The organism is Mesorhizobium sp. EU05-FHT14A09 (assembly GCF_058790995.1).
This window is the reverse complement of sequence record NZ_JBYTDF010000001.1, coordinates 1,544,623-1,570,625: the sequence shown is the minus strand read 5'-3', so window position 1 is coordinate 1,570,625 and position 26,003 is coordinate 1,544,623. Positions and strand designations below refer to the sequence as shown.

General features: G+C 62.2%; 17 protein-coding genes. 10 read left to right on the top strand and 7 right to left on the bottom strand.

The genetic code is table 11. The features are described 5' to 3' along the window. Positions 1-18 precede the first annotated feature (18 nt). From sctL to AC3WTO_RS07315, 5 genes are read right to left on the bottom strand one after another with little or no spacing between them, the layout of a single operon-like run. The gene (gene sctL, locus AC3WTO_RS07335) at positions 19-630 is read right to left on the bottom strand and encodes a type III secretion system stator protein SctL (protein WP_492459983.1); all 612 of its coding nucleotides are present in this window, start codon (positions 628-630) and stop codon (positions 19-21) included. A gap of 4 nt (positions 631-634) precedes the next feature. Further along, complete coding sequence (locus AC3WTO_RS07330) at positions 635-1,258, bottom strand: SctK family type III secretion system sorting platform protein (protein ID WP_492459982.1); 624 nt, start codon at positions 1,256-1,258, stop codon at positions 635-637. Further along, positions 1,255-2,055 carry a type III secretion system inner membrane ring lipoprotein SctJ gene (sctJ, locus tag AC3WTO_RS07325; protein ID WP_492459981.1) on the bottom strand — a complete coding sequence of 267 codons (801 nt, stop codon included), beginning with the start codon at positions 2,053-2,055 and terminating at the stop codon, positions 1,255-1,257. Before sctJ ends, AC3WTO_RS07330 begins: the two co-directional genes overlap by 4 nt. Before the next feature lie 25 nt (positions 2,056-2,080). Next, the gene (locus tag AC3WTO_RS07320) at positions 2,081-2,701 is read right to left on the bottom strand and encodes a hypothetical protein (protein WP_492459980.1); all 621 of its coding nucleotides are present in this window, start codon (positions 2,699-2,701) and stop codon (positions 2,081-2,083) included. Beyond that, the gene (locus AC3WTO_RS07315) at positions 2,701-3,354 is read right to left on the bottom strand and encodes a type III secretion protein (protein ID WP_492459979.1); all 654 of its coding nucleotides are present in this window, start codon (positions 3,352-3,354) and stop codon (positions 2,701-2,703) included. Before AC3WTO_RS07315 ends, AC3WTO_RS07320 begins: the two co-directional genes overlap by 1 nt. A gap of 188 nt (positions 3,355-3,542) precedes the next feature. On the opposite strand from AC3WTO_RS07315, the gene AC3WTO_RS07310 reads away from it, so the two are divergent. Together AC3WTO_RS07310 and AC3WTO_RS07305 are read left to right on the top strand one after the other, a co-directional pair. Then, positions 3,543-4,217: a L,D-transpeptidase gene (locus tag AC3WTO_RS07310; RefSeq protein ID WP_492459978.1), complete on the top strand. Its 675-nt coding sequence runs from the start codon at positions 3,543-3,545 to the stop codon at positions 4,215-4,217. A gap of 47 nt (positions 4,218-4,264) precedes the next feature. Beyond that, positions 4,265-5,188, top strand: a complete 924-nt coding sequence (locus AC3WTO_RS07305; RefSeq protein ID WP_492459977.1) for a LysR family transcriptional regulator — start codon at positions 4,265-4,267, stop codon at positions 5,186-5,188. Between the two features lie 19 nt (positions 5,189-5,207). Here AC3WTO_RS07305 and AC3WTO_RS07300 read toward each other — a convergent pair whose 3' ends face one another. Further along, positions 5,208-17,954 carry a LysM peptidoglycan-binding domain-containing protein gene (locus tag AC3WTO_RS07300; RefSeq protein ID WP_492459976.1) on the bottom strand — a complete coding sequence of 4,249 codons (12,747 nt, stop codon included), beginning with the start codon at positions 17,952-17,954 and terminating at the stop codon, positions 5,208-5,210. 74 nt (positions 17,955-18,028) lie between these two features. Further along, entirely contained in the window at positions 18,029-18,904 is an 876-nt protein-coding gene (locus AC3WTO_RS07295) for a MurR/RpiR family transcriptional regulator (RefSeq protein ID WP_492459975.1), read from the bottom strand. A gap of 200 nt (positions 18,905-19,104) precedes the next feature. On the opposite strand from AC3WTO_RS07295, the gene AC3WTO_RS07290 reads away from it, so the two are divergent. The 8 genes from AC3WTO_RS07290 to AC3WTO_RS07255 all read left to right on the top strand — a co-directional run bounded on the left by AC3WTO_RS07290 (position 19,105) and on the right by AC3WTO_RS07255 (position 25,984). After that, the gene (locus AC3WTO_RS07290; protein ID WP_492459974.1) at positions 19,105-19,272 is read left to right on the top strand and encodes a hypothetical protein; all 168 of its coding nucleotides are present in this window, start codon (positions 19,105-19,107) and stop codon (positions 19,270-19,272) included. A 111-nt stretch (positions 19,273-19,383) separates the two neighbouring features. After that, a complete protein-coding gene (locus AC3WTO_RS07285) occupies positions 19,384-20,352 on the top strand; it encodes a SctD/MshK family protein (protein ID WP_492459973.1) in 969 nt (322 codons plus the stop codon). Beyond that, entirely contained in the window at positions 20,349-20,780 is a 432-nt protein-coding gene (locus AC3WTO_RS07280; RefSeq protein WP_492459972.1) for a hypothetical protein, read from the top strand. The genes AC3WTO_RS07285 and AC3WTO_RS07280 overlap by 4 nt, the downstream gene beginning before the upstream one ends. A gap of 125 nt (positions 20,781-20,905) precedes the next feature. Beyond that, positions 20,906-21,109: a hypothetical protein gene (locus tag AC3WTO_RS07275; protein ID WP_492459971.1), complete on the top strand. Its 204-nt coding sequence runs from the start codon at positions 20,906-20,908 to the stop codon at positions 21,107-21,109. Beyond that, positions 21,106-23,256: a type III secretion system export apparatus subunit SctV gene (gene sctV, locus AC3WTO_RS07270; protein ID WP_492459970.1), complete on the top strand. Its 2,151-nt coding sequence runs from the start codon at positions 21,106-21,108 to the stop codon at positions 23,254-23,256. Before AC3WTO_RS07275 ends, sctV begins: the two co-directional genes overlap by 4 nt. Positions 23,257-23,316: 60 nt before the next feature. Continuing rightward, complete coding sequence (locus AC3WTO_RS07265; protein WP_492459969.1) at positions 23,317-24,666, top strand: type II and III secretion system protein family protein; 1,350 nt, start codon at positions 23,317-23,319, stop codon at positions 24,664-24,666. A gap of 10 nt (positions 24,667-24,676) precedes the next feature. After that, positions 24,677-25,114: a hypothetical protein gene (locus tag AC3WTO_RS07260; protein WP_492459968.1), complete on the top strand. Its 438-nt coding sequence runs from the start codon at positions 24,677-24,679 to the stop codon at positions 25,112-25,114. A gap of 63 nt (positions 25,115-25,177) precedes the next feature. Continuing rightward, positions 25,178-25,984, top strand: coding sequence for a tetratricopeptide repeat protein (locus tag AC3WTO_RS07255; protein WP_492459967.1), 807 nt, complete (start codon positions 25,178-25,180; stop codon positions 25,982-25,984). The last annotated feature ends 19 nt before the right edge of the window (positions 25,985-26,003 follow it).

Below are 26,003 nucleotides of genomic sequence, written 5' to 3'. Positions count from 1 at the left end.
TGGCTGAGCGTCCTGCGGTCACGAGGTCCCCCGTGCCTTGGCGACCATCGCGGCCGCCATCGCCTCAAGCTGCGCTTCGATGCCGGCATCGATCACGGCCATGTCCGTGGATAGGACGCACGCTTCCAGCGCCAGCGTATCGTCGGCGTCGATTTCCACCGACATGCCAAGGTCGCTTTCCCGCAGCAGAGTGTCCAGTTCATCGCGGAGCCGGTCGACATTGCGCGGATGCACCCGAAACTTCAGATATTTGGCGCGCCGGACTTCCGAAATCGCTTGCCTGGCCGCCGTGGCGACCAGTGTGCCGACTTCGAACTGGCCGAGCACGCGGCGCACGACATCAAGCGCAAGACCGGCCACTTCTGCCTCGATACCTGCCAGATAGCGGTCGACCTTGACGGATGTGTCGACGACCAGCTGTGCGGCATCCGCATCGCCACGCGCCTTGCCATCCTTGTAACCTTGCGCATATTCGCCGGCGTAGGCGCGCTTGGCATTGTCGTTCAGCTTTCTGGCCTCCGCCTTGGCCTGTTCGACAAACGCATAGCCGTCCTGCCAGACACGGACCTCGTCGGCACGCAATATGCGTGCACGAGGCCTGGGCAGTGGAGTGTCCGCGCTTGCTGCCATCTCGTTACTCCATGGCGCGGCGCAGAATGCGCGCGCCGAGTTCCGCGACTTGCCTAGCATCGCCCAAGCCGGGCAGCCGGTTCGCGAGCTTCAGCCGCACCCGCGTGGCGAGTTGTGGCGAAACATCCTGCAGCCAGGATTCGAGACAACTCAAACCATCGGCGAAGATCCTGCCGCTCAGACCATCCAGTGGCTCCAGCGGTTTGACGGGACCGGAGATTTCCCGGTTCGCCACGGCAAGCGCACAAAGTTCAGGGCCAAGGGCCGCCTGAATGGCAGTGGCCTGACGCCCGTCGATGACCGCGGCCAGACTGTTTGCCCAATAGATGGCGCCGGCACGAAGGGCGAGTTTTTCAAGCGCATCGCCAGAGGCGAGCGCAATGCGCTGATCGATCGGCGGCGGTAGCCGCGACAGAACCCTGGTGTCGAGTTCGTGGCGTTCAAGCAGCAGTTTCGAAAGTCGCGGCTGCATTCGCGGCGTTCCCAGAAGGCGCTCGCATGCCTCGAAGCCGATCTCTCCGTCAAAGCATTCCGACAACCAGCCGGCTTCTGCATAACCAGCGGGGTTCGACCAGAATTGCTGCCAGTCCGACCGGACGGCGTCCTCTTGCGCGCTCAAGGCTGTCATGCCTTCTTTGCCGGCACGCCAAGTGCATAGACGCTCGGTCGCCGATACCAGCGCAGATAGGCGAGCCAGCCGCCAAGAACCGCGATGAACGCAACCAGCCCGTAAATCAGCCACTGTGCCGCGGCCACGCTGTCTGGATGCAGCCACAGGCCCATGAACGAGATAAAGCCAGTCTCCCCGGTTGGTTCGAGCGTTGCCGCGACCGGCATCAGTGTCACGGAAACATTGTCATAGGTCAGCCCGGCGACGCCCTTGGCGACAAGCATCTTCACCTGCGGGATCAAGTCGTTCATCGGAACGGAAGCCCGGTGACGGATGAAAACCGACGCCGACGACGGCACCAGCCCCTGCTTCAGCGGATCGTTTTCGGGCAACACCAGATGCACACGTGCCGACAGCACGCCATCGATTTCGGAGATGGTGCGCGAGAGCTCCTGGCTGAGGCCATAGATCATGGTTGCGCGCTCTTCGGCTGGCGACGAGACGATGCCGCTGCGCTTGAAGACGTCGCCGAGTGTCTGGAATTCCTGCTTGGGCAGGCCGCTTTCGTCGAGGATCGCCATGGCCTCGGCAAACCGATCCTTGTCGACGAACACGGTCATGGTTCCGTCCTTGCCCGCCTCGCGCTGGGCTGGAATGCCGTGGCGGATCAGCGTGGCGACAATCTCGTTGGCCTGCCGCTGGTTGAGGCCGGAATAGAGTTCGGCCGAACAGGCCTGCAGCACGAGCAAGACCGAGACGGCCAGTAATGCGCGCAGCCATCGAAGCGGCGCAACCTGACGCAACAGTGACGACATCTGCTTCCCCATCACTGCGAAATGCCTATTGCTGCTTGATGAGAGTGCTTGTGGACGACGTGACGGCGGTGACGCTGCTGGTCACCACCTCAAGGTTGGCCGCGGCCCACATCACCGAAATCGAGCGGTCGAGCAGCCGTTCGGCGCTCTCCGCCGACGAAGCCGTTTCCGTCCCGTCTGTGTTGCCCGCGGCCTCATGCGTGCGTGCCACCCCGGCATCGGTCTTGACGCCGGCATCCTTGAGGGCCGCCTGCACTTTCTGCATCGTGCCTTCCAGCGACTTCACGGCGGAGCCCAGGAGAGTGGAGGGATCGGATCCCTGCCCTCCTCCCGATTTCTCGACCTGTGTCAGGTATTCGAACAGCTTGTGCTCGCTGGTTGCGTCGATCGTGTCCAGTTGGTGCCGTTGCGCAGCCGTCGATGCCGAACTCCGTGTTGTGTCTTGTGCCACCTGTTGGCTGGCGTTGGTCGCGGCTTCAGCCTGTTCAGGCTTCTTCGCTTTCACGACCTGGGATTTCGGATCAGCGGCATTCGAACCATTTCCGGGTTGCGTGGCGGTTGCTGCCACCGCCTGCTGCTGGAGGGCCATGCCACTGGACATATTCGACAACGCCGCTTCCAGGGCTCCGATTGGTGCGACTTGCATCAGCGTGCCTCCTGACCCTGTTTCAGTTTTTCGGCGGGAACGATCTGGGATTCCGCCTGCCTGCCTCGGAAAACCCGAACCGGCACAAGCTTTTGCGTGTTCTGCTTGGTGGAGATGCCGAGCGTCTTCTTGACCAGCTCGATGTAGGATGGCGGCCCGGCCACCTGCACGACATCGTCCTGTTGCGAGACCTTCAACGTAAAGCGCGGATCGACAACGCCAAGCCGGTTGAGTTTTTCCTCTGCGTCGGCTGCCGTGTTGGCGTCGAGCGGAACTGTCTCGTTGCGGACCTCGGCGTCGGTCGCCACATTCAGGACCAGCCCGTCATAGTGCCAGACCAGGCCGTAGCGATTGCAGAGCTCATCGAGAAAGGTCTTTGCGGTACCAACCGGCATGGTGCCGCTCAGGCGCCCCTTGACCTGGTCGCTGACCCGCACGGTGACACCCATATTGCGGCCAAGCTCGACCAGCGCGTCGCGCACAGACTGGTCGACGGTGATGTATTTGTACGGACCATCGGGCCAGCGCGGTTCGGCCGCCGCTGCTGCAAACGCGATGCCGAGGACGAACAGGCCAGCAGCGCCGGCCAACCTGAAAGTGGCTGCGGGGAAAGACCGCCGGTCGAAAATGCAGGAAGCACGTCCTGTCAACATTGATCCTACCGAGAAGGGACCAGCGCCCCGCTGATCCGACCCATGCAAATTCACCCGCCGATTCACTCTATCGCGCACATGGTGATATTGGAAGTCCAATTGGATCGTGTTTTTACAATAAGTTCCAAATGTTGCATGCGTCCGTGAAAACGATATGGTGCGGCTAAATCGCGGATCGCGGGATAACGATGCGACTGCTGGGGAATGTCTCGACGATGATGCGATTGGGCCTGCCCGCGCTGCTCACTGCCCTGCTGGTCACGGCTGTCTCCGCCGGTGCCGAGAGCACTTCCAGCTATGATCCGCGCAGCTGGAGTTATGACGAAACCACCAACGCGGTCATTCCCCCCTCCGCGCTCGACCAGATGAGTGCTCCCGCCGATGATCAAGAGGCGCCGCCGTCCTGGTCACCCATTCCGAAGCGGGTAGTCGATTTCGGCGAAGCGCAACCCACAGGCACCATCATTGTCAACACGAACGAGCGGCGTCTCTACTACGTCCTCGGCAAAGGCAAGGCGCTGCGTTACGCCATCGGCGTCGGCAAGGAAGGCTTCGAATGGGCGGGTCGCGCCAAGATTTCGGACAAGAAGGAGTGGCCCGACTGGCGGCCGCCGCAAGAGATGCGGAGCCGGGTCGCAGCAAGCGGCAGATCACTGCCGGCCCATGTCGCCGGTGGTCCCGACAATCCGCTCGGCGCGAGAGCCTTGTATATCGGCAATACACTTTACCGGATCCATGGTACCAACCAACCTTGGACCGTGGGCAAGGCAAATTCCTCAGGCTGCATTCGCCTGACCAATGAAGATGTCATCGATCTCTACGCTCGCGTGCAGGTCGGCGCGCACGTTATTGTGAGGCAATAAGGCCTCGCCAAAACCTTTTCAGCGTCAACAAACGATTATCGAGTGCAATGATCCCTTTTAATATCAAGCAATTAGAAACGTTCCTTTTGGTTGCTGCCTTCGGCAGTTTTCGCAAGGCGGCCGAACGTCTGAACACGACACAGCCGGCTGTCTCGACGCGTATCGCCGGCTTGGAAGAGGCTCTCGGGGCCAAGCTGTTCGAGCGCCAAGCAAGTAACGTGCGCCTGACCGCTCAGGGCCAGCAGTTGCTTCCTTCCGCTCAGAGCGTCCTGAAAGTGGCGGAACGTCTGCAACTGACCGCCAAGTCCCTGTCGGAAACTTCCGGTGTGCTGCGGCTCGGGGTCTCCGAGACCATCGTCCACACCTGGCTGCCGGATTTCCTCAAGCAGTTGCAGGCGAATTGCCCGCTCGTCGATGCGGATATCATCGTCGACTCGTCGGCAACCCTGCGCAGCGAGTTGATGTCGCACCGTATTGACCTGGCTTTCCTGATGGGGCCGGTCTCGGAATATGCGATCGAAAACATCGAAATGCCCGCCTTCCCGCTCGTCTGGGTCTGCGCGCCTGATCTGGATCTGCCGAAAGGCCGCCAGCTGACCTTGCGCGAACTGACGCGTTTCCCAGTCATCAGCTATGCGCGGACCACCCGTCCCTACACTGAGCTTTACCGCAAGTTCAGCCGCGATCTCGATGAAATGCCACGCATATTCCCGGCCAATTCGATCGCGGCAGCGCTCAAGATGGCGAGCAGCGGCATTGGCATCGCCTCATTGCCGCACGACGTGGTCCTGGAGCAAACGATGACGGGCAACCTGCGCATCGTCGAGTGTGAATGGCACCCTTCCGAACTGCTGTTCACGGCGTCCTACTCGTCGGAGCCATCCAATCCTCTGGCGGAGCAGGCAGCCCAACTGGCCGCCTGCACCGCACACTCCTATGCGGTTCGCGTCGGCAGGACGCGAACCCAGTAAGTCGCCTCCCCGGCGTCCATCAGCCCACCGCGATGGTGGGCAGATAGATGCGGTCACCGGCAAAGATGACGTCCGGGCTCAGGATGTGATCCATGTTGAGAACCACCGTGTCGGCCACGTCAGTCGAATTGGCGGTGGCGATGAGCCGGATGCTTTCGCCATCCTTCACTTCCACCCAGCGATAGCCGTTCTGTTCCAGCTCGGGATTGGTGCGACCGTCGGAATTGCTGCTCCCGTCGGGATGTGACCTGACGAGGTCTGCCGCAACCCAACCTTTGTGCATGTCGCCATCAGGCCCGCGGCCCTCGACCGGCAGCCAGACCTTCCCTGCTCCGTCGGTCGACGGCTTCTCCGTTTGTTCGACGAAGCTGCCAGGCCGCAGGACGGTCACGACCGTAGAGTTACCGTCGGGGTCGGTACGCAGTTTCAAGCCGTTGTCGGCGAGAACGACAAGCTGCGGCAGGGCATCCGGCGGCTCTGTCGGTTCCGGGACCGGCTTATCGGCACCGTCGTCTGGCGGCGTGCCGTCCACACCCGGATTGTCGACCGGCTTGACCGGGTCGGTGCTCGGCCCCTTGTCAGACCCCAGCAGCAATTCATCCACCGTATCCCAGGCAAACACCAGCATGCCGGCGCCGAAGGCCAGGCCGAGAGCAAGGCGATCGGCAATACTCCAGCGCTTGTCCGACTTCTCGCGGGCCTTGATCTCTTCCGGTGTTCTGGGCACCGGCTTGCGATTGAGCCTGTCCGCACGAATGGCGGACGCCCAGAATTCCGCACTGCCCAGGGCGAAAGCCACGCCAGCGGGAGCCGCGTATGGCGAACCCCATGTGTGGTATGCGTAGGCCGCCGACCCCACCACGAAGGCGAAGTTGCCGATGTGATCGCCTGCGATGCGGAAGACCGGCCTGCCTGCGATCCCTTGCACGATCCCCTTCGGGCCGTAGATCACATTGCCCACCGCATAGGTGCTGTTGGCGACGAAGTTCGCCCAAGGACCCGTGCCTTCCAGGGTCGGTACAGTCGTCCCTGGCGATGAGAGGACATACGATCCTCCGCTGATGCCGTTGAACCAGCGACCCAATGTCGTGTGGTTCGCTGTGGCGTTCGGGAACACCGATTGCACGGTGAAGATGACGCCGCGGATCGTGAAGGCGCCTGCCGAAAAATAGGGCGCGAGATGTGGCGGCATCGCTTGCCAGTAGGCATAAGATGTCCCTGTCAGCGACCCGAAAGCTGTAAGCAGCCTGTCATTTTCCATGAAACGGGCATAGGTCAGCGCGGCAGCGAGGCCAGCCGCCTGCTCGGGTGTCATGGCATCCTTGTGCGTCGAACGATAAATCGTCAGTTGCGCAACCGACAGGGCGTTGGTCTGGTCGGTCGTCAGCCAGGCGAATTGTTCGGGCGTGAATTTGCGCAATTGGCCAGCGCTCAGCTGCCCAAGCTGCTCCGGCGTCAGCGCCAGCACCTGTTTTTGCGTCAACGCTTCGATCTGCTGCACACTCAACGCACCAAGCTGCTCGCGCGTGAGTGTGGCGATGTCTTCCCGCGACAGCTTGCCCGTCAGCGGCAGGTTGCGCGTGTCGGCCAGTTGAGGTTTGAACGCCAAGACCTGCGACGGACTGAGATGACTGAGCTGAGCCGGCCTGAATGCCGCGAACTGCTCGGCAGTGAATGCGTTACGCTGTTCGTCGCTGAGTTTGGCGATCTGGTCCGGTGTCAGCTTGCGCACCTGTTCGATGGTGAGCGCAGCCAGCTGTTCGGGCGAGAATGCCGCCAATTGTTCCGGCTTGAATGCCGTGATGCGGCCCGGCGCGATGACTCCCAGCCTGCTCGGGCGGATCGCCTGCAGTTGCTCGGCACTCAGCGCCTGCAACTGTTTCGGTTTCAGTGCCGCCAGTTGGTCGAGGGTCAAGTGCGCGATCTGCTGCGGCGTGAGCGCCGATACCTGCTCCGGTGTCAGCTTGCCGATATGCTCCGGTCTGATCGCATGCAATTGAGCAACGGTCAGCCCGGATATCTGCTGCGGCGAAAGCCCGTTCACCTGCTTGCCGGTTGGTGCAGAGACGGATCCCGCGTGACCTGGTTCGGCAGCATAACTTGGAGGAAGCTCCAGGCTGACGATCCGGCCGCTGGCGGGATCGACGATAGCCCTGCCGCCAAAGAGTGCTGGCGGCCATGTCTGGGACGAAAGCGTATCGGCGGCAGTGACCACCGCGGGCGTCTCGTTCGTCACCGGCAATGCTCGGCTCGTGTTTGTCTCATTCACCGGCGCACCGGTGACCTCGGCTGGTGACCCTGCATCCCAGAACTCGTCTGCCGTGCGCAGGATCAGCTGCGGACGTCTCGGTGCAACGGTGCTGGGATCGATGAAATCCGGGTTGGGCGTGAATTCGCCAACAAAATTGCCGTCGGCATCCATCATGCGCCAGCCGTAGACCTCACTCCATGGCACGTTGCCGTCGACTGCGATTTCGTCGACACGGGCCATCCGTTCGCCGACCGGCCTGCCCATCACCGCGAATTCCGTCGGCACGTGCAGGCGCGGGCTGTTGGGGTTGAGCACGTAGAGATAGGTATGGCCCTGTTCATGTGCCGCACGGGATTCTTCGACAACGAAGCTCTTCGCGCCCGAGATCGATCGGCTGGTGCCGACGAAACGGCCGTGAGTGTTGCCAAGCACATAGTTGCTGAGCGAGATGCCTTGCGTGTTGTTCACCCAGATCCCGGTTGGGGGTTGGGGCGAAAACCCTTGTGCAGCTCGGATTTCCGCCGGGGCGCGCGTGTCGGCGCGGAACACATAGGGGCCGACATTCCCGCGCACAACGTGCGTCGGATCTCCTGAACCCTGTGTGGGCTGGACACCTTCCTGCCGGGAGCTTCCCGGTACATGTTCCTCGGAGCCGCTGCGATACCAAGGCATGACGACAGGTTCGCCACTGTTGGAATCATAGAGCAGGATATGCGTCTTGCCGGCGGTTTCGGGCGCGTCGGCGGCCTGACGAGGCCCATCGACTGGCGGAATGTAGACATGTTCCGGCCCGCGCGGTTCGGTTCCGAGCATGGCGGCGACGATGACATGGCCGTCCTTGTCGGTAAGCTCGATGGTTCGACCCCTGTTGTTGGCAGGCGCAGGAGCACTCGGTTGCCCACCATGTACCGCCACCGACGATGAAGGCAGGTTCGCCTGCCCAGGGTCGACTTTCGTCAAGCGGAAATAGGGAGCGGTGTCGCTTGCCGCATGCGTCAACGTCAGATCCGGGATTTGATCGACCGCTTCACGCAGCGCAGTTGGATCGCCAATTCCATCGAGATGGATCTGGCCGCCGGGCTCGAGCTTGTTGGAGAGGGCAGAAAGCGGAACCATCATCTGATCCGCGGGTGCATCGGCAGGAATGACGTCGCTGCCGACGAGGATGCGGTCGAATGTCCTGCCTGGCCGCAGTGCTGCTATGCCGCGCCCATGCGGGGACAGGGACGTAACACGCACGTTACCGGCGTTGGCTGGAATGGGATTGCCGTGTCTGACAGCAAGGACGCGCGCGCCGGACTTCAGCCCCTCGACGCCGTGTGACGCCTGGTAATTCCGGTAAATCGTGTCGGCGTGCCCTCCATAATACTGTCCGTAGGTCCCTTCGCTCGTGCTTGGGCTCTTTGCGTGGTGCAACTTGGCCATCTCATTGATGGCCTGCGTACGTGTGATCTCGCCAGCATTGTAGCGCGCAAAGACGTCCGCCGTTTCAGCGTTCCAATCGGCCCGCAACAGTGAGGCTGGGTTGCCACCGTTGGCTGCGAGCTCATCCGCGGCGGCATACTGGACAAACGTCGCTTCGCCTTCGCTTTTCATATGCTCGCCGACATAGGCTTCCCTGTAGGCGGCCGCGTTGTCGAAATCCTGTGGCTGGAGGTCGATCGGCCGTTCATTCGCATGCTGGAGTTCATGGCCAAGCAGATCGACAAATTCTGCAAGTACGGTATCGCTGTCGGCGCCCGACGTGCGGAACGTTTCAGCGTCCACAAAGACCACTTGCACGGAACCATCATATTGCGACCCGACACCGGTTAGATCGGTTTCCAGGCCGGGATCGAATATACGCAGTTCGTTTCGCGCAGGGTTGACGATGCGCACGTTGTTGGCATGCGCGCCGCGCAACAGATCCATCAAGGTGGGTGAGCGCGCAAACTGATCAGCGAGACCAGCCTTGGTCACTTCCCGCATGCCGATGTTTTGAGGCAGCATGTCACCGAGCAGAGCCGATGCCTCCTGCTGATTGGCGCTGATTTCCGCCTGGGTCAACGGCTTGGCCGAGGATGCTCCCCAAGGCCGGCCGTTGCCGGTACCGGGTTTGCTCTGCGGCGCCGGCATGCGGGGCTGAGTGCCCCCTTCCGATGCAGGTGGCAAGGCTGGCCGCCCATCCGGGTTCGGCAGCACCGGCCCATCCGGACCTTGCGGCGCCGGCTGCCCGCCACCGTCCGGCGGCGCTGCGTTGTTCAACACATCCTGCCCGAGCAACTGGTTCAGATAGTGAGCCTGTGTCGGTGTCAGCTCACCGCGGGCCTGCTGGTCCAACTGCTGCCGTACGGCCTTCCAGGCGGCCGGGCCCATGCCTTCCGGCCGGCCGGAAGATGTAGCGTAGGGGTCGAGAGGCGGCGCCACCCCCAGTTCCGGCATGACCATCAAGAGACGCAGACCAGCGTTCCTGAAGTTTTCGTTCGGCGACGTCAGGACCTCGACGAGATAGGTGTCGAGATGCTGAAGCACCTCCGGCGTCAACCGCCCGCCAGACTCCGCCAGCGCGTTGAAGACCTTTTGTGCGCCCTGGGAAGAATCGGGATGAGCGCGGGCCGTGCGCTCATGCGGCACCACGGCCTTGTTTACCGTGCCAAGTTCCACCGTCGTCAGCGGCACGAATTTATAGCCTACCGCGAAGCCTATGCCGCCGTCATTGCGGTTCAGCCGGTTCAGCGGCCCGGCTCCCGTCTCGCGAGGAACACCCTCGAAGGCGGGACTGCTGCGCCATGGCTCCTTGCCCCCGCCGAAAGGCGGCAGGACATCGAAATTCCGGAACAGCAGGCGATCCTCGAAACCAGGCACTTTGCCCTCTGAGCTGTAGTGGCTGCCGCCACCGCGCAAGGCCTCCTCCCAGAATTCCGCTGCCCGCTTGCTGAGTGGCCCGGCCTCTCTATAGGTATATCCCGGCCGGCCGCCCTCGGCGCCGAGATACAACAGCGAACGCTTTACGTAAGACCCACTCACCGACACCCCGGCGATCGAGAACGTCACGCCAAAGGCGCTTTCGCTCTGATAGGTGTTCTTCGACAGCATCGGAGCCGATGCGACCCAGCCGCCGGTCGATTCGTCGTGGGTAAAGTTTGGCCGATATCCCTGGTTGAAGAGCTCATGGCCCAGCGTGTCGTTCGGATGAAGCGGCAGGATGAAGCCGGTGCCGTCGTCATCGGTTCCGTTGTTCTTCAGGCTGAGCTCGCCATAGACCTGCTTGCTGGGCAGCGGCACCTTGACGCCCAGCGCCGATCCGCCAAGGCCAATGGCGTTGTTGACGACGCCATCCAGTTCGGAACCACCCCAGACATTGGCCTCGTGCTCCTGGATATACCAGGAAACCGTGGCGCGGTCGGCGCGCCAGACGCCTTGCGCGTCGGTGAAGAATGACGGCGCGCGCCACGAGCTCGCCTTGTCTGCCTCAAGCAGCTTGGCCAGCAAGTCAGGTACCTCACTGTTGATTTCGGTGCCGGTCCTGGGCTTCTCGCCAGGCAGCGCATTCTCCAGCGAACGTGCCAGCGCCTGGACTGCCGGGTCGGCCGACTTCTGCTGATTGGCGGCGTATTTTTGCATCTGGCGCCACAGGTAAGGCGTCCAGGTCTCATGGCCGGACAAAACCTGCCCATTGTAACGGCCCTCCGGAGAGAGCTTGCCGGCGGGACTGTAGGTGGAATCCGGCTGCAGTTTCGGGCCGTACACCCAGCTGCTGTTCTTGTCGGCCTCAAGAACCTTCATTAGCGCGGCCTGCTGCTCGGGCGTCACCGCTTTGCCGGGCTTCGTGCCGCGGCCCTTGAACAGAGGCGCGGCGGCTTGTGCGGCGCCGGCAAGGACTGGATCGGTCGAGCTTGCCGCAGCCTTCAGATAATCGCCAACCATGCCGCGACCGGCTTGGGTCCACTGCGCCTCTCCCGGCAAAGCCCCCGCTGTCAGCGATTCGCCGGCGGCGAGTCCAAGCTTCTGGGCAACAGTTCCCGGCTCGACCGGCATCTTGCCCTGGGCGCTGAACACCTTCAGGGTCGTCAAACCGTTCGCCGAGAGCGTGCCTTCCGGCTTGGAGCCGGTGAGCACGCTGTCCTTGTCGGCGGCGAGCAGTTCGAGAAGCGAATGATATTGAGCCGGCGTCATTTCCGAGCCAGCCTTGGGCATGCCCCCCTCGCCGCCGAACTGCACCCTGGCCCTGGTGACCGTGTCGCGAACAACCGGATCGCTCGAACGTTCGACCGACTCGAGGTAGTCGCGGACGAGTTTCGCCTGTTCGGGAGTCCAGGTCAGCGCGGGCGCCGACGCGTCGGCCGGAGGGACGGGCATGGCCCCCGCGAGCGTTTCGCCCAGCGCGGAGCGGTTCTTCACCTCCGCATTGTCTTTGGGGCTGTATGTATGAACTTCCTCTGCCGGGGTATTGACCCGCAGCTGGCCATTGGGCGTGGTTATCGAAGCACGCTTGGCGCGTTCGACAGTCGAGCCGTCGCCAAGATAGCCGGACTCCGTGGCGTGCACGCCCGGCGCGGCGGGACCGCGGGTCGAATTCGCCTGAGGACCGGCGATGATGACCGTTGCACTGACATACTCGCCATCGACTTCGACATAGATTTTTTGTCCGGCTTTGAAGCCTTCTTTCGGAACCGGGCGATGGTAGATGCTGTCGACCAGCTCGCCGAGTTTCGGATAGTCGTAACGGGGTCCGAGACCCAGATAGCGCGTGCCAGCGCGCCGGAGGCCGGCTTTAAAGGCCTTGTATGTCTGTCCGAGGCTGTACGGATTTGACGAGAAACTGTCGACGATCGGCGTGCCGTCATCCCGGACCGAGCGCGGATGCCCGGTATCCGTTGTCTCCGACGGCATTTTGCGTGTGGCGGGGTCCGTGGACCAGTTGCCGTCCTCGCCAAAGAACAGAACCGGTCTCCCGTCGGTGATTTCGAGCGGCTCGGCAGTCGGCTTGGACGCCGGTCCGATCGCCTTGGGTTCCGGCACCGCGACGACCCTTGACCCCAGGGGTTGGTTGAAATCGACGAACACCTGGCCACCTTCGCGCGTGCTCACGGTATAACGCATCAAGGGAGGCGTGTTGCTTGTCTCGGTTGCCTGTGGCTTGACGCCGGAAGGCCCCTGGCGCCCGGTGGTCTCACGGTTCAAGCCGTCGCGTGTTTCCGTTTCGGATTGGACAAGGATCTCGTCCGGAGTGGTCTGCACCGCCGGATCCGAGGGGCGTGCCCCATGCGTGTAGCTCTGCTCCTGATCCTTGCCGCTGCTGTAGCTGTAGGCGCCGGTGTCCTGTTGCTGCGGAGTTCCGACGAACTTCTTGTTGACTGGATCCCAAAGCAGCGGGCCACCGTCCAGTCGATCGCTGGTTACTCCAGCCCTGGGCTGAGCAACCACGATCGGATCGTTGTCAGCGGGTTCGCGCGTGTTCTGCTCACGCGCATCCTTGCCGCGGCTGTCGCTGACGCCTTCGGGATCGCCGCGTTCACCCGGCGCGGGCGCGCCATCCTCGTGAATGTCGGTCGATGGCCCTTCGATCGCCTTGCGCGGAGGCGCGGGGGGCACGACGATCGGAGTGGCCTGCTCGGCGCCGTCGCCGTCCACCGCGTGGACAATCGGCGGCGTGGATGGCTCGCCCTCACCCGCCGGCTGCCGTCCGGTCCCTTCGGCTTCTGCTGGCGGCAGCTCGCGCGGCCCCGTCGGCTTGGTGCCTTCGGTAGAACCATCCTGGGCGCCGTATCTGGTGGTGCTTTCGTTGACCACCTCGCCCTGAATGACGACTTCATTGGGATCTGGAGTGACGAATTTTCCGGTCGGCCTGTACACCCCGTCCTCGCCGGCCTCATAGACGTGACGCTGTCTCGGTGCCGAACCGGTTCCATCGGCAGGCGGCACTGGTGGCGGAACATCACCCGGGGTAGCCCCGTCGGCGGCGCCCTTGGGGCCGGTGCCTCCCGGAATGTTGTGAAGCAGCGAACGACCACCGATGCCGGTTCCAACGATACCCGTTCCGAGTCCCACAATGGCATTGGCGAGTTCGGCAAAGCTCATTTCGCCGCCATGCAGTGCCAGATCTTCCGCTGACTTCATCAGCAGCGGCGCACCAAAGACGACGCCGGCGGCATCGAAACCCCAGGCCGTACCGTTGAGTTTGCTACCACCCTGCAGGAAGTCGGAGACTTTGTCGGCATAGGATGATTTCGGAAAATTCATCCGGAACTGACCAATGCCAAGGCTGCTGTCGTTCAGGCGTGACACACCGAACCCGCCCTTGAAGGCCTGAGCCATGGGCAGGCTGGCTTTCGCCAGTCCGAATGTGCGCAAGGCGCCGGCCCCGACAGGCAGGAACGAGACGCCTGCGGTGGTGACATTCCAGAACGACTGCTCGTCGAATTCACCTCCCTGCGACCAGTGCTCTATTTCGCTGGCCAACGTCTTGGTGCCCAGAGCCGCGCCTGCCCCAACCGCGATCGGGATTGCCCATTGCTGGCCGGGGATGAACGAAACGATCGTGAAAACGCCAGCCGTGATGCCGAGCCCTATGTCGACAGCCTTGTCAACGGCATCGACCTTGCGACCGTCGACAATGTCCAGATCCTCGAGCGTGAATTTTCCATCGGCGCCAAGCGACATGTCGCCGCCCTTCGCCATGACAAGCTTGCTGTTCTCGCTGAATATGCGGTTTTCGTGCTGGAATTCATCGAAGCTGTCGTAATGTTTGCCGGCGCTGTCGACATAGCCGCGGTCCTTGCCGTCCTTTTTGATCTGGAACAGCGCGGTTTGCGATTCCATACCGCCGTCGAGTGCGAAGATTGGCACCAATCTGACGTCGGCGTTGTCGCCGACCTGATCGGTAATTTCGTCGACGACGTCGTCGACCTCTTCGCTCGAAGGGCCGAGTATGTCGCCGACAATCTTCTTGAGGTCGCCTTCGGACTTGTAACTTGCGTACTCGCCCTTGAAACCGGCGCCATAGAGTTTTTCGAACTGGACCTGATAGCCGGCGAGTGCCTTGTTCCGCTCTTCCTGGAAAAACTTGTATTTGAGCTTCGATTGACGCTCGCCCATGCCATCATCGAGCATCACCTTGGGATGGCGCGCTGAAAACTCGAGCCAATCGCGGCCGGCTTCCATCACTGGCCGTACCTCCGCGTTCCATTTTTCCAACTGCTCCTTCTTTTCCTGCGCCGTGCTGCGATCGATTTCCGCGCCGGCAACGTCTGGATGAACCCACAGCTTCTGCCCGCCCATGACGATCTGGACTGCCTTGCCACTGTCGCCGATCGCGCTCGGCCCCACCTCCTGGTAGGCTGCTGCAACCTCCGGCGCGACCCAAAGGTCACGGCCGTTGACCGAAATCTGCACCGGCTGTTCACCGGGCTGCAGGGTACCGGCAGGCACCTCGACCGTGCCGCCCTTGTGGTCCTCGAGCGCCTTGTCGAGCGCAGTCTGTGCCTCGGCAAGCTTGCCTTTTATGTCCTGGAGCGCGGCTTTCGCCTGATCGATCTGAACACCGATGAGGTTCTCCTTGGCCTTTTCGATCGCCGAATATGAGCCTGTGCCGCCGCTCGCACATAGCGGCGCTCCGGATGGAGTCCGCCGCGACGAGGCCATTATCTCCTGCCACTGCTTGTTGAGCGAGGTGTTGCGGAAATCCTCGCGGATGTTCTTGTTGTCGAGCGAAAACGTCAGCGCGACCTTCAGGACCTTGGTGTCGTTGTTGTTTTCATCGAGGAAGACGTCGTTCTCGTAGGTATTGACCATGTAGAGCTGGCCATTTTCCTCGACGAATTTCTGCGAGATGAGCTTGCCGGTGGCCTCGTTGTCACCGTTGGTATAGCCCTTCTCGTCGAAATGATGCGGGTTTCTCTGGTAGGCCAGACCGATCAGCTGGTCCTTGACAGGCTGCAGGCGGCTGGAGAGATCATAAAACTCCTTCTGGGCGGTTCCGAGCTGCTGGTAGGCTTCGATCAGGGTTACCTGACCGGCCGCCGCGCTTTGCAAGCCTTTCAGGCTTGTGAGTTGATCCTTGAACCCCTTGTACCGCGGATCGGCCTCGCCGATCAGCTTCATCTGCAGCTCGGTCGCGCTGATCATCTGATCGACGGTGGCCTTGTTGCCCAGCGCGGTATGCGAGGCTGCGCTGATGAAAAGGTTATTGACCTCGGCGTGATCGGCTCTGGTTTCCAGATTGACCTGCTCGGCGCTTGGCCCGCCCAGGGTTCCAGCCGCCGGAGCCTCGGGATCGTTGATCTGCCGCAGCGTCTTCTGCTTGTCGGTGGCGGTGAGAATGTCCTTCTGGGCCTGCGCATACTCGTTGCGGGCCGTGCTGGCGCTTTTCGCCGCCGCGTCGGCCAAAGCCAGCCGTTCTTTCGCCTGTTCGAGCGTGCCCGTCGCTTCCGGCGCTTTCAATTGTAAGCCATAGGGCGCCAGGGTTTTGTTCAGCTTGTTCTTGGCGTTGATGAAGGCGCCGTCCTTGTATTCGGGATCGAGCGCGTAGACGTCGAGCTGGGCCTGGGCCTGCGAGGCTTTCGCCTGCGCGTCGCCGAGACGGGAAACCGCCTCGTTTTCGGCAGCAATCGCCTTTGTGATCTCCGGATCGAACCATTGCCACTTGCCGTTCACCATCGCGACCTGCCATTGGCCGCCTGACTTGGTCGGTTCCTTCGGCGGATCGCCGAACGGGCCGACCGAGGTGGTGGAACCGTCGAGTTTTAGCGATACCGGCCGGCCGGGGCCGTATTTCTGCAACGCCGCCGCCACGGCGCCCTTCTTGTCCTCTACCTCCTTGAGAAGCTCCGGGCTCGCGCCGCCGAAGATACCTTCCAGCGCGGTTTTGACGACCTTGTCGGTCTTGGCGGTCTCGGGGTCCGAGCTTGACGGATTGATCGACACCAGCAGTTCGGCCAACGCGTGCTGCCCCGTGCCGGCCTCGATATCGAAGGTCACGCCGGTGGCGTTGTTCTTCAGCGTTGCCTTGCCTTCCGGATCAGTGGTCAGCGTATAGCCGTTGGCAGTCACCTCGACAGTGGTGCGCGTGCCGTTTTCGATTCGGATCTTCTCGCCGGGATTGATGAGGTTCGGATTGCGCTTGTCGAACAGCTCCGGATTTGTGCGCTTCAACTCGTCGAGGGTCACGCCGTGCTGCTGGGCAATCCAGGTCAGATTGTCGTCTGGTTTAACTTCGTAGTCTACCGGTTTGCCGTCATTGATCTTTTCGGTCGTCGTCTTGGTGACCCGGCTGTCCTTGTCGGTGACAGTCTTGACCTCGGTTCCGGTCTTCCCATCGACAACGATCTCGGTCTTCTCGTTTGTCTTGATATTGCGTGTGATGTTGGTGGTGTTGCCGTTGCCGTCGCGGCCAACGGTGGTCTCGATATCCCCCTTGGTGGTGACCACCTTCCGCTCGTCGGACTGGCGGTTGTGGACGTAGACGGTCTTTTCCTTGGTATGAGGATTGTTGAGTTCGACCGTCTGGACGCCATTGCCGCGCGGCGGCTCGGTATTCGTGACCTGGTAGCCAGCCGCCTGCAACTCGGCGATCACCTGATCCTTGGACAAGTGCCGGTCTTGCGCAATCTGGTCGATGCTCTTGCCGTCGGCGAGGTCCTTCTGGATGCTTTGGGTGGTCGCGCCTCCCGGACGTTGGGAAGCCCCTAGCTCGGTTTTCTTCCCGTCAGACCCAGTCACGGTGACCTTCGGGATGGAAGGCCCGCCCTTCGGCGTCACCGTCTCCACGGTCGTGCCGTTCGGCAGCACGGTCCGCTCTGTGACGGTGCCGTTGCCGAGGTCGTCTTCATAACGGGTGGTCGCAGCTCCGGTCTCCGGCTTTTGCGACGTCGTCTGGGTGCGGCCCTGGCTGTCCCTTACAGGTGACTTCGTCGGCTCTGCCGATCCTTCCTGGACAGACGCGAAAGAGGTGTCGTGCTCTTTGCTGTGATAGAGCGTCACCGTCCTGTGGCTGTCGGGGTTGCTGGTGTCCGTGATCTGGGTTGTACGCACATTGTCGTTGTCGCGGGCTGGAGCGGTGTCGGTGACTTTCAGGTTCTTGCCGGCTCCGATCGCCGCGATCACTTCTTCGGGCTTCATGCCGCGATCAGCAGCGATCTTGTCTATGCTTTTGCCCTTCTCCACATCCTTGACGATCTCGCGGGCGGTCTGGTCGGCGGCGTTGTCCTTGTCGGTCGCACCGGTGGTCAGCTTGACTGGAGCGAAGGCCGGGGCCGATGTCTGCGTGTAGACCGCCGGATTGGCGCTGGTGCCGTTGACAGGAACACTCGCATCCGTCACCGGCGTGGCGGCCTGCGCTTGCAGCGAGCTCAGCTGGCCGTTGACCTGCTCCAGCTCCTGGCGCGCCGTTGCCGCCCATTCTCGCTCGCCCATTTTGTTGGCAAGCCTGATCTGTTCCCTGAGCTGGGCTGCCTGGGCTTCCAGCTGCGATATCTGCGCGGCATTGGCCTTGGGATCGACCCTGGGGGCAGGATTCAGCTTTATCGGACGAATCACGTGAAAGACCTCCGCAATGCACTTCGCCCCTGAGGGCAGGCCGAAGGTCCGTCCGATAAAGCACCAGGGCGATGCTAGCGGGCAGCCTTCCAATAGATGCCGAAGGCAGCAAGCTGCTCTTGCGACTGTTTGAGTTTTTCGGCGGCATCGACATTCGACAGCGGCGCGGCCAGAGCGGCCAGGATTTCAACCGCGGCGAATGCCGGCACCATGCTTGGAAAATACGAACCGGAATTCGACGTCACCACGAGCGTCTCGCGGGCCATGCGCGCCAACGGCGAAACGCCGCTGTCGGTTATTGCCAGCACCGAAGCGCCCTGGCCGGCGGCCTGGCGGGCAAAGTCGATGGTGGCGCGCTCGTAAGGCGAGGCCCCGATGGCAAGTACGACATCGCCACCCTGGGCGTTGAGCAAAGCTTCCGCTCCGGCATGACCAGCGTCGGCGACAAGCGTCGCCTTGCCACCTTCGCCGAGAAGCGGAGCAACGATCCTGACGAAATGGCTGGCGACAGAATGCGACGCGCCAAATCCGAGCCCGAAAACGCTGGTCGATTTTGCTACCAGCCTTGCTGCGGCCAAAAACTGCATGGCGCTGCCATATTCGCCGAGGCTGGCAACCTGGGCGGCAAGCATGTCCGCGACGATACCCGCGGCCGGATAATCCAGATCCTGCTGCAATGGCTGGCCATGCCGAAGCCCCTCTCCCGCGCTGCGTTCCCGCAACGCGCGCGCATAGAGGCTGCGCATGTCTTCATAGCCATCCATGCCGAGCCAGCGCGCCAGCCGCATCATGGTGCTGTGCGACACGCCTGCCTGGTTCGCCTGCTCACGCATGGACATCAATGCAACGTCCTGAGGATGGTCGAGCACGAAGCGCGCAGCGACCTGCAGCTGCGGCGGCATCGTTTCGAATCGCTCCACGAGCAGTTCCGACAAAGGACCTTTTTCCATTTTCATAACCCCAATGTGCCCGGTTCGAATTTTACCTGCTGCCCGCGGACAATGCAACAGTTGGAATTTTCATGTTTTGTATATTCCAAATGGACTTTCTATTTCCGCGGCACTGCACTAAGTTCCAACTGCAATCTAGCGAGAGTCCATTACGCCGGGCTGTCACGATTGCGTGGAGTGGTTCCCTCAAGGAGACAATCATGAGCTACGTTCCTCCCACCGGAAGTCCGGAGCAGAACCTGGATAAGATGATCAAGCACCAGGAGCGGATGTTCGGCCTGGAGATCAAGAAAGAGATCGAAAAGTCCCAGCACGACATGTTGATGAGCACCGCCAGGACGCTCGGCCAGTCGGCCGAAAAGGCCTAAGGCGCAGGGTTTTTCGACATTCTGCGCCGCCGGATGCATCCGGCGGCGTGCCACTTCTCGGTACGGACATGTCGTGCCGACTAACATCATTTTGGCGGAAGGTTGAACGGCATGAGTGCGCACTCGACCGAAAAGCTTGAAAGCGGCGCAGGCAACCTTGTCTTGCGCGCCCTCACCAACCGTGCTGCGAGCCTGATCCCCGACAAGCCAACGACATTGGCCGTCACCCAGGGCTTTCACAGCGGCGCCAGTCTTGAGCTGATCGAACCATCCTACACGATCGGCTCCGACAGCGGTTCCGACATCGTTCTGAGAGATCCCGGGATCGCTTCGCTGCACGCCCGGCTCCACCGCAAGGGGAGCCAGGTCGAAATCGAAGCGATCGGAGGCGATCTCGAACTAACGAATGGCGAGACGATCCATATGGGTCAGGGTTGCCGTCGCCGCCTGCCCCTTGGCATCGGCTTGGGCGATGCCCGGCTGCAACTGACAGGTCCCGAACCGACGAGGAGCCGCTGGTCGCTGTCGCAGCGTCCACTGGTTGCCGGTGGTGTTCTCGTTGCGGCGGTATTCGCAATTTCGGTGGCGACCAACGGCCTGTCGATCGCAAAGACGGACGACAAGGCAGTCAAGCTCGCCCTCGCCGATGGCGAGGTGACGGGGAGCATCCCCGCTGCCGATGCCGAACACCTGGCGGCAGCACAGGCCGCGCTGATGGAGCGGCTTGCACAATCCGGCCTCGGGACCATTGCGGTAGGACGGTCGGCTGAACGCCTTGTCGTGTCGGGTACCCTGCCCAACACGCAGTCAGGAACCTGGACGGAGGTTCGTTCCTGGTTCGACCAGAAATTCGGACAGGTACCGCTGGTTTCGAACATCGTCGTGGGCGATGCCGCGCAGCCGCCACGCCTCACCCTGCAGGCGATCTGGTATGGCGACCGCCCCTATGTGATCGCAGGCGATGGCACGCGCTACCACGAAGGCGCTTTCACCAACGATGGCTGGACGATCAAGGAAATCGGGCAGACCGCACTTGTGCTGACAAAGGGCGGCGCGACCGTCGCGCTGAAATACCAGTGAGCCGCCGCGTCGACGGACCACGCCTGGACACCAGGCCGGATTCGATCGGCAGGGACGGGCATGCCGATGCCTCGCACGCGCAGGCGATTGGCCGGCGGCGTCTCGACAACGTCAACAAGACGAAGGCCAAAGCCGGTAATTCCGCCTCCAGCGCTGACGAACTGGAAGGCGGGACTTTCGCAGGGCCATCGGCGGCAGCAACAGGGAAGTCGCTCGACGATGTCCTCGCCGACTTCGTGATGCCGGAGATTCCCGAACCTGCGATCCTCCGACGTTCGGTCCCGATCCTGCATCATTTCATCGCGGAGATCGTGCCAGACCTCGAGGGAGGGGAGCCGCTGCGGGCGCTCGCCAGGACGTTGATGGAAGACGAGATCGAGCGCCATCGGGAACTGCTCGGGCGTCTGCAAGGGGGGACTGGAATCTGACCGGGCCGCGCGAGGCCGCGCATCTGCTGCATGTCCTTGGTCATCTCTACGGATGTCATGGTCAGGCAAGGCGAGGCGCGGTCTATCTTCTGATTGCAGCGCAGCTTTCACCGGAAGACGCCGGCGTGCTGCGGACATTGGCGTACCTGCTCATCCTGGACGGGGAAGCCGAAAAGGCGCTCGCCACGATCGCCAGGCTGGAGACACTGGAAGGCATGCAACATCCCACCCTCCACCTTCTGAAGAGCCGAGCGCTGCTGGCAGCAGGCCGCAAGGCCGAAGCGCGTGAAGCGTTCCGCCGCTTCCTCGCGAAGAGGTCGGCGCAATGACACTTTCGCAACGGCTGCTGCAACTGCTTGGCAAAGCATCGCAACGCGGCGATCTCGTCATCGCCATTCTGATGCTGGTCGCGGTTGTGATGATGCTGATCCCGTTGCCGACCGTCCTGGTCGATGCGCTGATCACCGCCAACATCGCGCTCAGCGTGCTAATCCTGCTGGTCGCTTTCTATGTTTCGCATCCACTTGAATTCTCGTCGATGCCCTCCGTCATCCTGATCGCCACGCTGTTTCGGCTGGCCATCACCATCACGACCACACGCCTGATCCTGCTGCAGGCCGATGCCGGCGAAGTCATCACAGCCTTTGGCAACTTCGTCGTCGGCGGCAGCATCGCGGTCGGCCTGGTGGTTTTCCTCATTATTACGGTCGCTCAGTTCATCGTCATTGCGCGCGGCGCGGAACGCGTCGCGGAAGTGGCCGCACGCTTTACACTCGACGCCCTCCCGGGCAAGCAGATGAGTATCGATGCCGAACTCAGGAACGGCGATATCGACCAAGCCGAGGCCAGGTTCCTGCGTCGGCAACTCGAACGTGAGAGCCAGCTGTTCGGCGCGATGGACGGCGCCATGAAGTTCGTGAAGGGCGACGTCATCGCCGGCATCGTCATCATCCTGGTCAATCTTATCGGCGGGTTCACGGTTGGCACGCTGCAGCACGGCATGTCGATCGGACAGGCCGCATCGACCTATTCGCTGCTCACTGTCGGCGACGGGCTGGTCGCGCAGATCCCTGCCCTGCTCGTCGCCATCGCGGCCGGTACGATGGTGACGCGCGTCGGCGGTGCTGACGGCACCGAGGATCTTGGCAGGCAGATCAGTTTCCAGTTGCTGCGCGATCCGCGCGCACTCGGCCTGGCTGCCGTCATCATGATGGGCCTGGCGCTTGTGCCGGGTTTCCCGAGCCTAGTCTTTATCGCGCTGGGTCTCGCCTTCGGCGCCGGTGCCTTCATGATCCATCGCAACTCCCGCAGCGACACACCGGCAGAGACCCTGCCCACAACGATACGTCAGGAGCCCGAAGGTGCGGTCGCGCTCGGAGGCGATGCCCGACAGTTGCTTGGCTCCAGCCGCATCGTGGTCAGGCTCGGGACGGACGTGGCCAGCGAGGTGGCCGACCAGCAATTTCGCCAGCGCACCGAAGCGATGCGGCGGGCCATCTTCGATGACCTTGGCGTCGAGATCCCGGCGATTGGCGTCGATGTCAACGACATGATCGCGACACGCAACATCCGCATCGACCTCGAGGGCGTGCCGATCCTGGAGGCGGAGATTCCCGCGGACCGGGTTCTGGTCGAAACCGAAGCAAGTCATCTCGAATTGCTCAGCCTGACCTACGAGGAAGGCGCCGCACTTGTCGGCCAGCGCAGGTTCTCCTGGGTCGACCGCGATGGCATCCCGGCGCTTGAAGAAGCACAGCTGCCATATCTGGAGCCGCTCGACATTGCTTCAAAATGGACCGCGCACGCGCTCCAGCTCTATTGCGGCCATTTCGTCGGCATCCAGGAAACGCGCAAGCTGCTCTCCGAGATGGAGACGGACTACGCCGACCTCGTCCGGCAGACCGCCGAGATCGTGCCGCTGCAGAAGATAGCCGACGTGTTGAGACGGCTTGTGGCCGAGAATGTGCCGATCCGCAATCTGCGCCTCGTGCTGGAGGCGTTGGTCGATGCGGGACAACGTGAACAGGATGTCGTCCCGCTCACCGAATACGTCCGCACGGCGCTGAGACGTCAGATCAGCTTCCGCGTTGCCGACCGTAACAACATCATCTCTGCCTATGTTCTGCAGCGCTCTGCCGAAGATGTGCTGCGCGAGGCGGTGCAGACTTCGTCTACCGGTAGTTTCCTCAACACCGCGGACTCCGGCGTTCAGGCGGTAGCCGCTGAGATCGAGCGCAATCTCAAGCGCGCCGCAGCCAGCGTTTCGCCGGTTGTCGTAACGGCTGGCGACGTACGTCGCCATATGCGCGCGCTTCTGGTGCAGAACGGCATCGAGCTTTCGGTGCTGTCCTTCCAGGAACTCGCCCCTGAATTCAACGTCCAGCCATTGGCAACGATCACAGGCAATTCGGGACGATCGAGAACCCCATCGCTGCCCTCGGCGGGTGCGCTGGGCGGACAAAACAGAGCCGGATGAACTGGGGCAGCAGCGGCATCGGGGACCAACGGTGCCGGCAACGCTGAAGAGAGGGACTGCATGCCAAGCCACTATGCCGTGATACCACGGCACGATTGCTCGACCTTGATGAAGGCGCCGTGGCTGGCGCTGACACTCGTTGTTTTCCTGTCCAGCCTGCTGTTGTCGCTGACAGGTCTTAGCGCGCAGGAAATTTCCGACCTGCCCGCGCAGCCGATGGTGGACCTTCCCGTCGGCCAGGGCCGGTTGCTGCGTTTCAACGAGCCGGTCGAGTCCGTGCTGATCGCCGACACCACGATTGCCGATCTGCAGGTCGTCTCGCCTGGTGTGGTCTACGTCTTCGGGCTGAAGCCTGGCCTGACCAACCTGATTGCCATCACCTCGGACGAACGCATCAAGGCAACCGCGCAGTTTCGCGTGACGGCGGACATTTCGTCGGCCAACCAGGCCAAAAAAGCCCTGCGTCCAAATTCGGCGACCAATCTCGCCATCTTCGGCAATCGCATCGTCATGACCGGCGAGGCCCGTGGCGTTGAAGAAGCGACGGACATGGACAACATCGCTCGCACTGTGGCGCCAGCGGAACAACCGCCGATCAACAACATGACGGTGACCGGCTCGCAGCAGGTCAATATCCGCGTGCGCTTTGCGGAAGTCTCACGGACGGAACTGCAGTCCTATGGTGTCGATTGGAATGTCGGCTACGAGAGTGGTGGCTTCAAATTCAACATGTTCCAGAACAATGGCGTTCCGATCGAGAAGAATGGAAATCTCCATCTGGGAATGGACCAAGCCTCCGGCGTCAATTTCGATATCCTGATCGAGGCGCTGCAGCGCAACGGCATCGTCAAGATCCTGGCAGAGCCGAACCTGACTGCTGTCACGGGTCAAACGGCGAAATTCCTGGCCGGCGGTGAAATTCCCATTCCCATTCCGCAAGGCAATGATGTCGTAACGGTCCAATACAAGCCATTCGGCGTTTCGCTGGGTTTCACGCCGACGCTGATCGGACGTAACCGCATTGCCCTGCACGTACAGCCGGAAGTCAGCGCCCTGTCCGACAGCGGCGCTGTCGTCGGCGCCAACGGCTTCTCGCTGCCCAGTTTCGTGGTGCGGCGGGCTGATACCACAGTCGAGGTGGCCAGCGGCCAGACCTTCGCCATCGCTGGACTGTTCCAGCAGCGCACCGAACGCAACGTCGAGAAGTTTCCGGTGCTCGGCGATGTGCCCGTGCTGGGACCGCTGTTCCAGTCCCAGCGCTTCCAGCGTCAGGAGACCGAACTCGTCATCCTGATCACGCCCTATCTGGTCGAACCGGTGCGCGACAGCCTTGCCACTCCGCAGGATCGTCCAGCGAAACGCGCCAAACGCAAAAAAGGCGGTTCTTCCGTCGGCCTGATCGTCAAGTAGGAGAACACCCGTGAAAGTGCCATGTGCCTTTTATGTCATGCTTCCGGCCATCCTGCTCAGCGGCTGCGTCGGTGCCGTCACGAAGCCTGAGCAGGATTATTCGCCGGGCTATAGTTATGTGGCGACCGGCCCCGGCGGCACGGACAAGAGCACGTCCGGCTCAGTGCTTGCACCAAATTCCTGCCTGAACGATCCGGTCGACGACGACAACACACCCGCGGCCTCGGAGGCCAGTCTGACGCAGATATCCGGCGTCGGCCAGCACCTGCCAAGGGGTTGCGCCAACGCCTATAACCTGCAGCGCATGGTCGAAAGCCAACGTGATCTTGTCGAAGGGCGCCGCATGGGGGCTGCTGCGGCTGCACCGACGGCACGAGCCGCGCGGCGTTATCTCGATGGCGAACAACCGGCAGCGCCGGCCGAGACCTCCGACCTGTCGACCAACTAGGCGACGACAACAGCTCCGGGGTCGAGCCGCAACCGACCACCAAGGATAAAGGGAGAGATGGATATGCGCAGATGTGTCGTGTTCCTGCCGGTCTTGGCGATCCTTGCGCTGGCAGGCTGCCAGACGGGAGGAAGCCACAGCGCCGTCACCCCAAAAGCCGCGACGTCCGGCTCGCCGTCGGAGCGACTGGTCAAGCTTGCCGACGACATAGCAAAGCGCGGCGACAGCGACACCGCGATCGCGCTTTACCAGAAGGCGGCCGCCCTGCCCGACGCTCGTCCGAGCGCCTATGTGAAAACCGGCGATGCCTATATGCGTGCCGGCGATCCTGCTGAGGCCGCCAAGGCTTACCAGGCAGCACTCGCCAAGGCGCCGAACAACGGCGAAGCAATGCTTGGGCTGGGATCGGCGATGATGGATGCAGGCGACTATAACGCCGGCATGCGGGCGCTTGCCCAGGCGGCTCCGCTGGTCAACACCAGCAGTTCCTACAATCGTCTCGGCGTGGCGCAGACGCTTTCCGGCCACACCCAGGAAGCGCAGGTCACCTTCGGTCAGGCGCTCAAAATGGCGCCGGGCGACCTCGATATCGAAACCAACATAGCGCTGGCAGCCGGCCTCGAAGGCAATGCCGGTGTGGCGCTGCCCTTGGCACAGAAGCTCGCCGGCGCTTCCAATGCGCAACTGCATCACAAGCGCAACGCCGTCATCGTCTTCGGCTTGCTTGGACAGGGCGATCAGCTTCGCGCGGCTCCGCCGGTCGGCCTGCCGACACAGGAGATCAACAAGCTGTTGTCGCAAGCGCAATCCATCCGCGCCAAGGGCAGCACGCAAGCCAGGGCCCAGGCGCTGGGATCCGTCCTTGGGTAGCCAAGGTGGCGAGCAGGTG

Coding starts and splice junctions, on each gene's coding strand:
- sctL (WP_492459983.1), bottom strand. CDS start 630: ATGGCAGCAAGCGCGGACACTCCACTGCCCAGGCCTCGTGCACGCATA.
- AC3WTO_RS07330 (WP_492459982.1), bottom strand. CDS start 1,258: ATGACAGCCTTGAGCGCGCAAGAGGACGCCGTCCGGTCGGACTGGCAG.
- sctJ (WP_492459981.1), bottom strand. CDS start 2,055: ATGTCGTCACTGTTGCGTCAGGTTGCGCCGCTTCGATGGCTGCGCGCA.
- AC3WTO_RS07320 (WP_492459980.1), bottom strand. CDS start 2,701: ATGCAAGTCGCACCAATCGGAGCCCTGGAAGCGGCGTTGTCGAATATG.
- AC3WTO_RS07315 (WP_492459979.1), bottom strand. CDS start 3,354: ATGTTGACAGGACGTGCTTCCTGCATTTTCGACCGGCGGTCTTTCCCC.
- AC3WTO_RS07310 (WP_492459978.1), top strand. CDS start 3,543: ATGCGACTGCTGGGGAATGTCTCGACGATGATGCGATTGGGCCTGCCC.
- AC3WTO_RS07305 (WP_492459977.1), top strand. CDS start 4,265: ATGATCCCTTTTAATATCAAGCAATTAGAAACGTTCCTTTTGGTTGCT.
- AC3WTO_RS07295 (WP_492459975.1), bottom strand. CDS start 18,904: ATGGAAAAAGGTCCTTTGTCGGAACTGCTCGTGGAGCGATTCGAAACG.
- AC3WTO_RS07290 (WP_492459974.1), top strand. CDS start 19,105: ATGAGCTACGTTCCTCCCACCGGAAGTCCGGAGCAGAACCTGGATAAG.
- AC3WTO_RS07285 (WP_492459973.1), top strand. CDS start 19,384: ATGAGTGCGCACTCGACCGAAAAGCTTGAAAGCGGCGCAGGCAACCTT.
- sctV (WP_492459970.1), top strand. CDS start 21,106: ATGACACTTTCGCAACGGCTGCTGCAACTGCTTGGCAAAGCATCGCAA.
- AC3WTO_RS07265 (WP_492459969.1), top strand. CDS start 23,317: ATGCCAAGCCACTATGCCGTGATACCACGGCACGATTGCTCGACCTTG.
- AC3WTO_RS07255 (WP_492459967.1), top strand. CDS start 25,178: ATGCGCAGATGTGTCGTGTTCCTGCCGGTCTTGGCGATCCTTGCGCTG.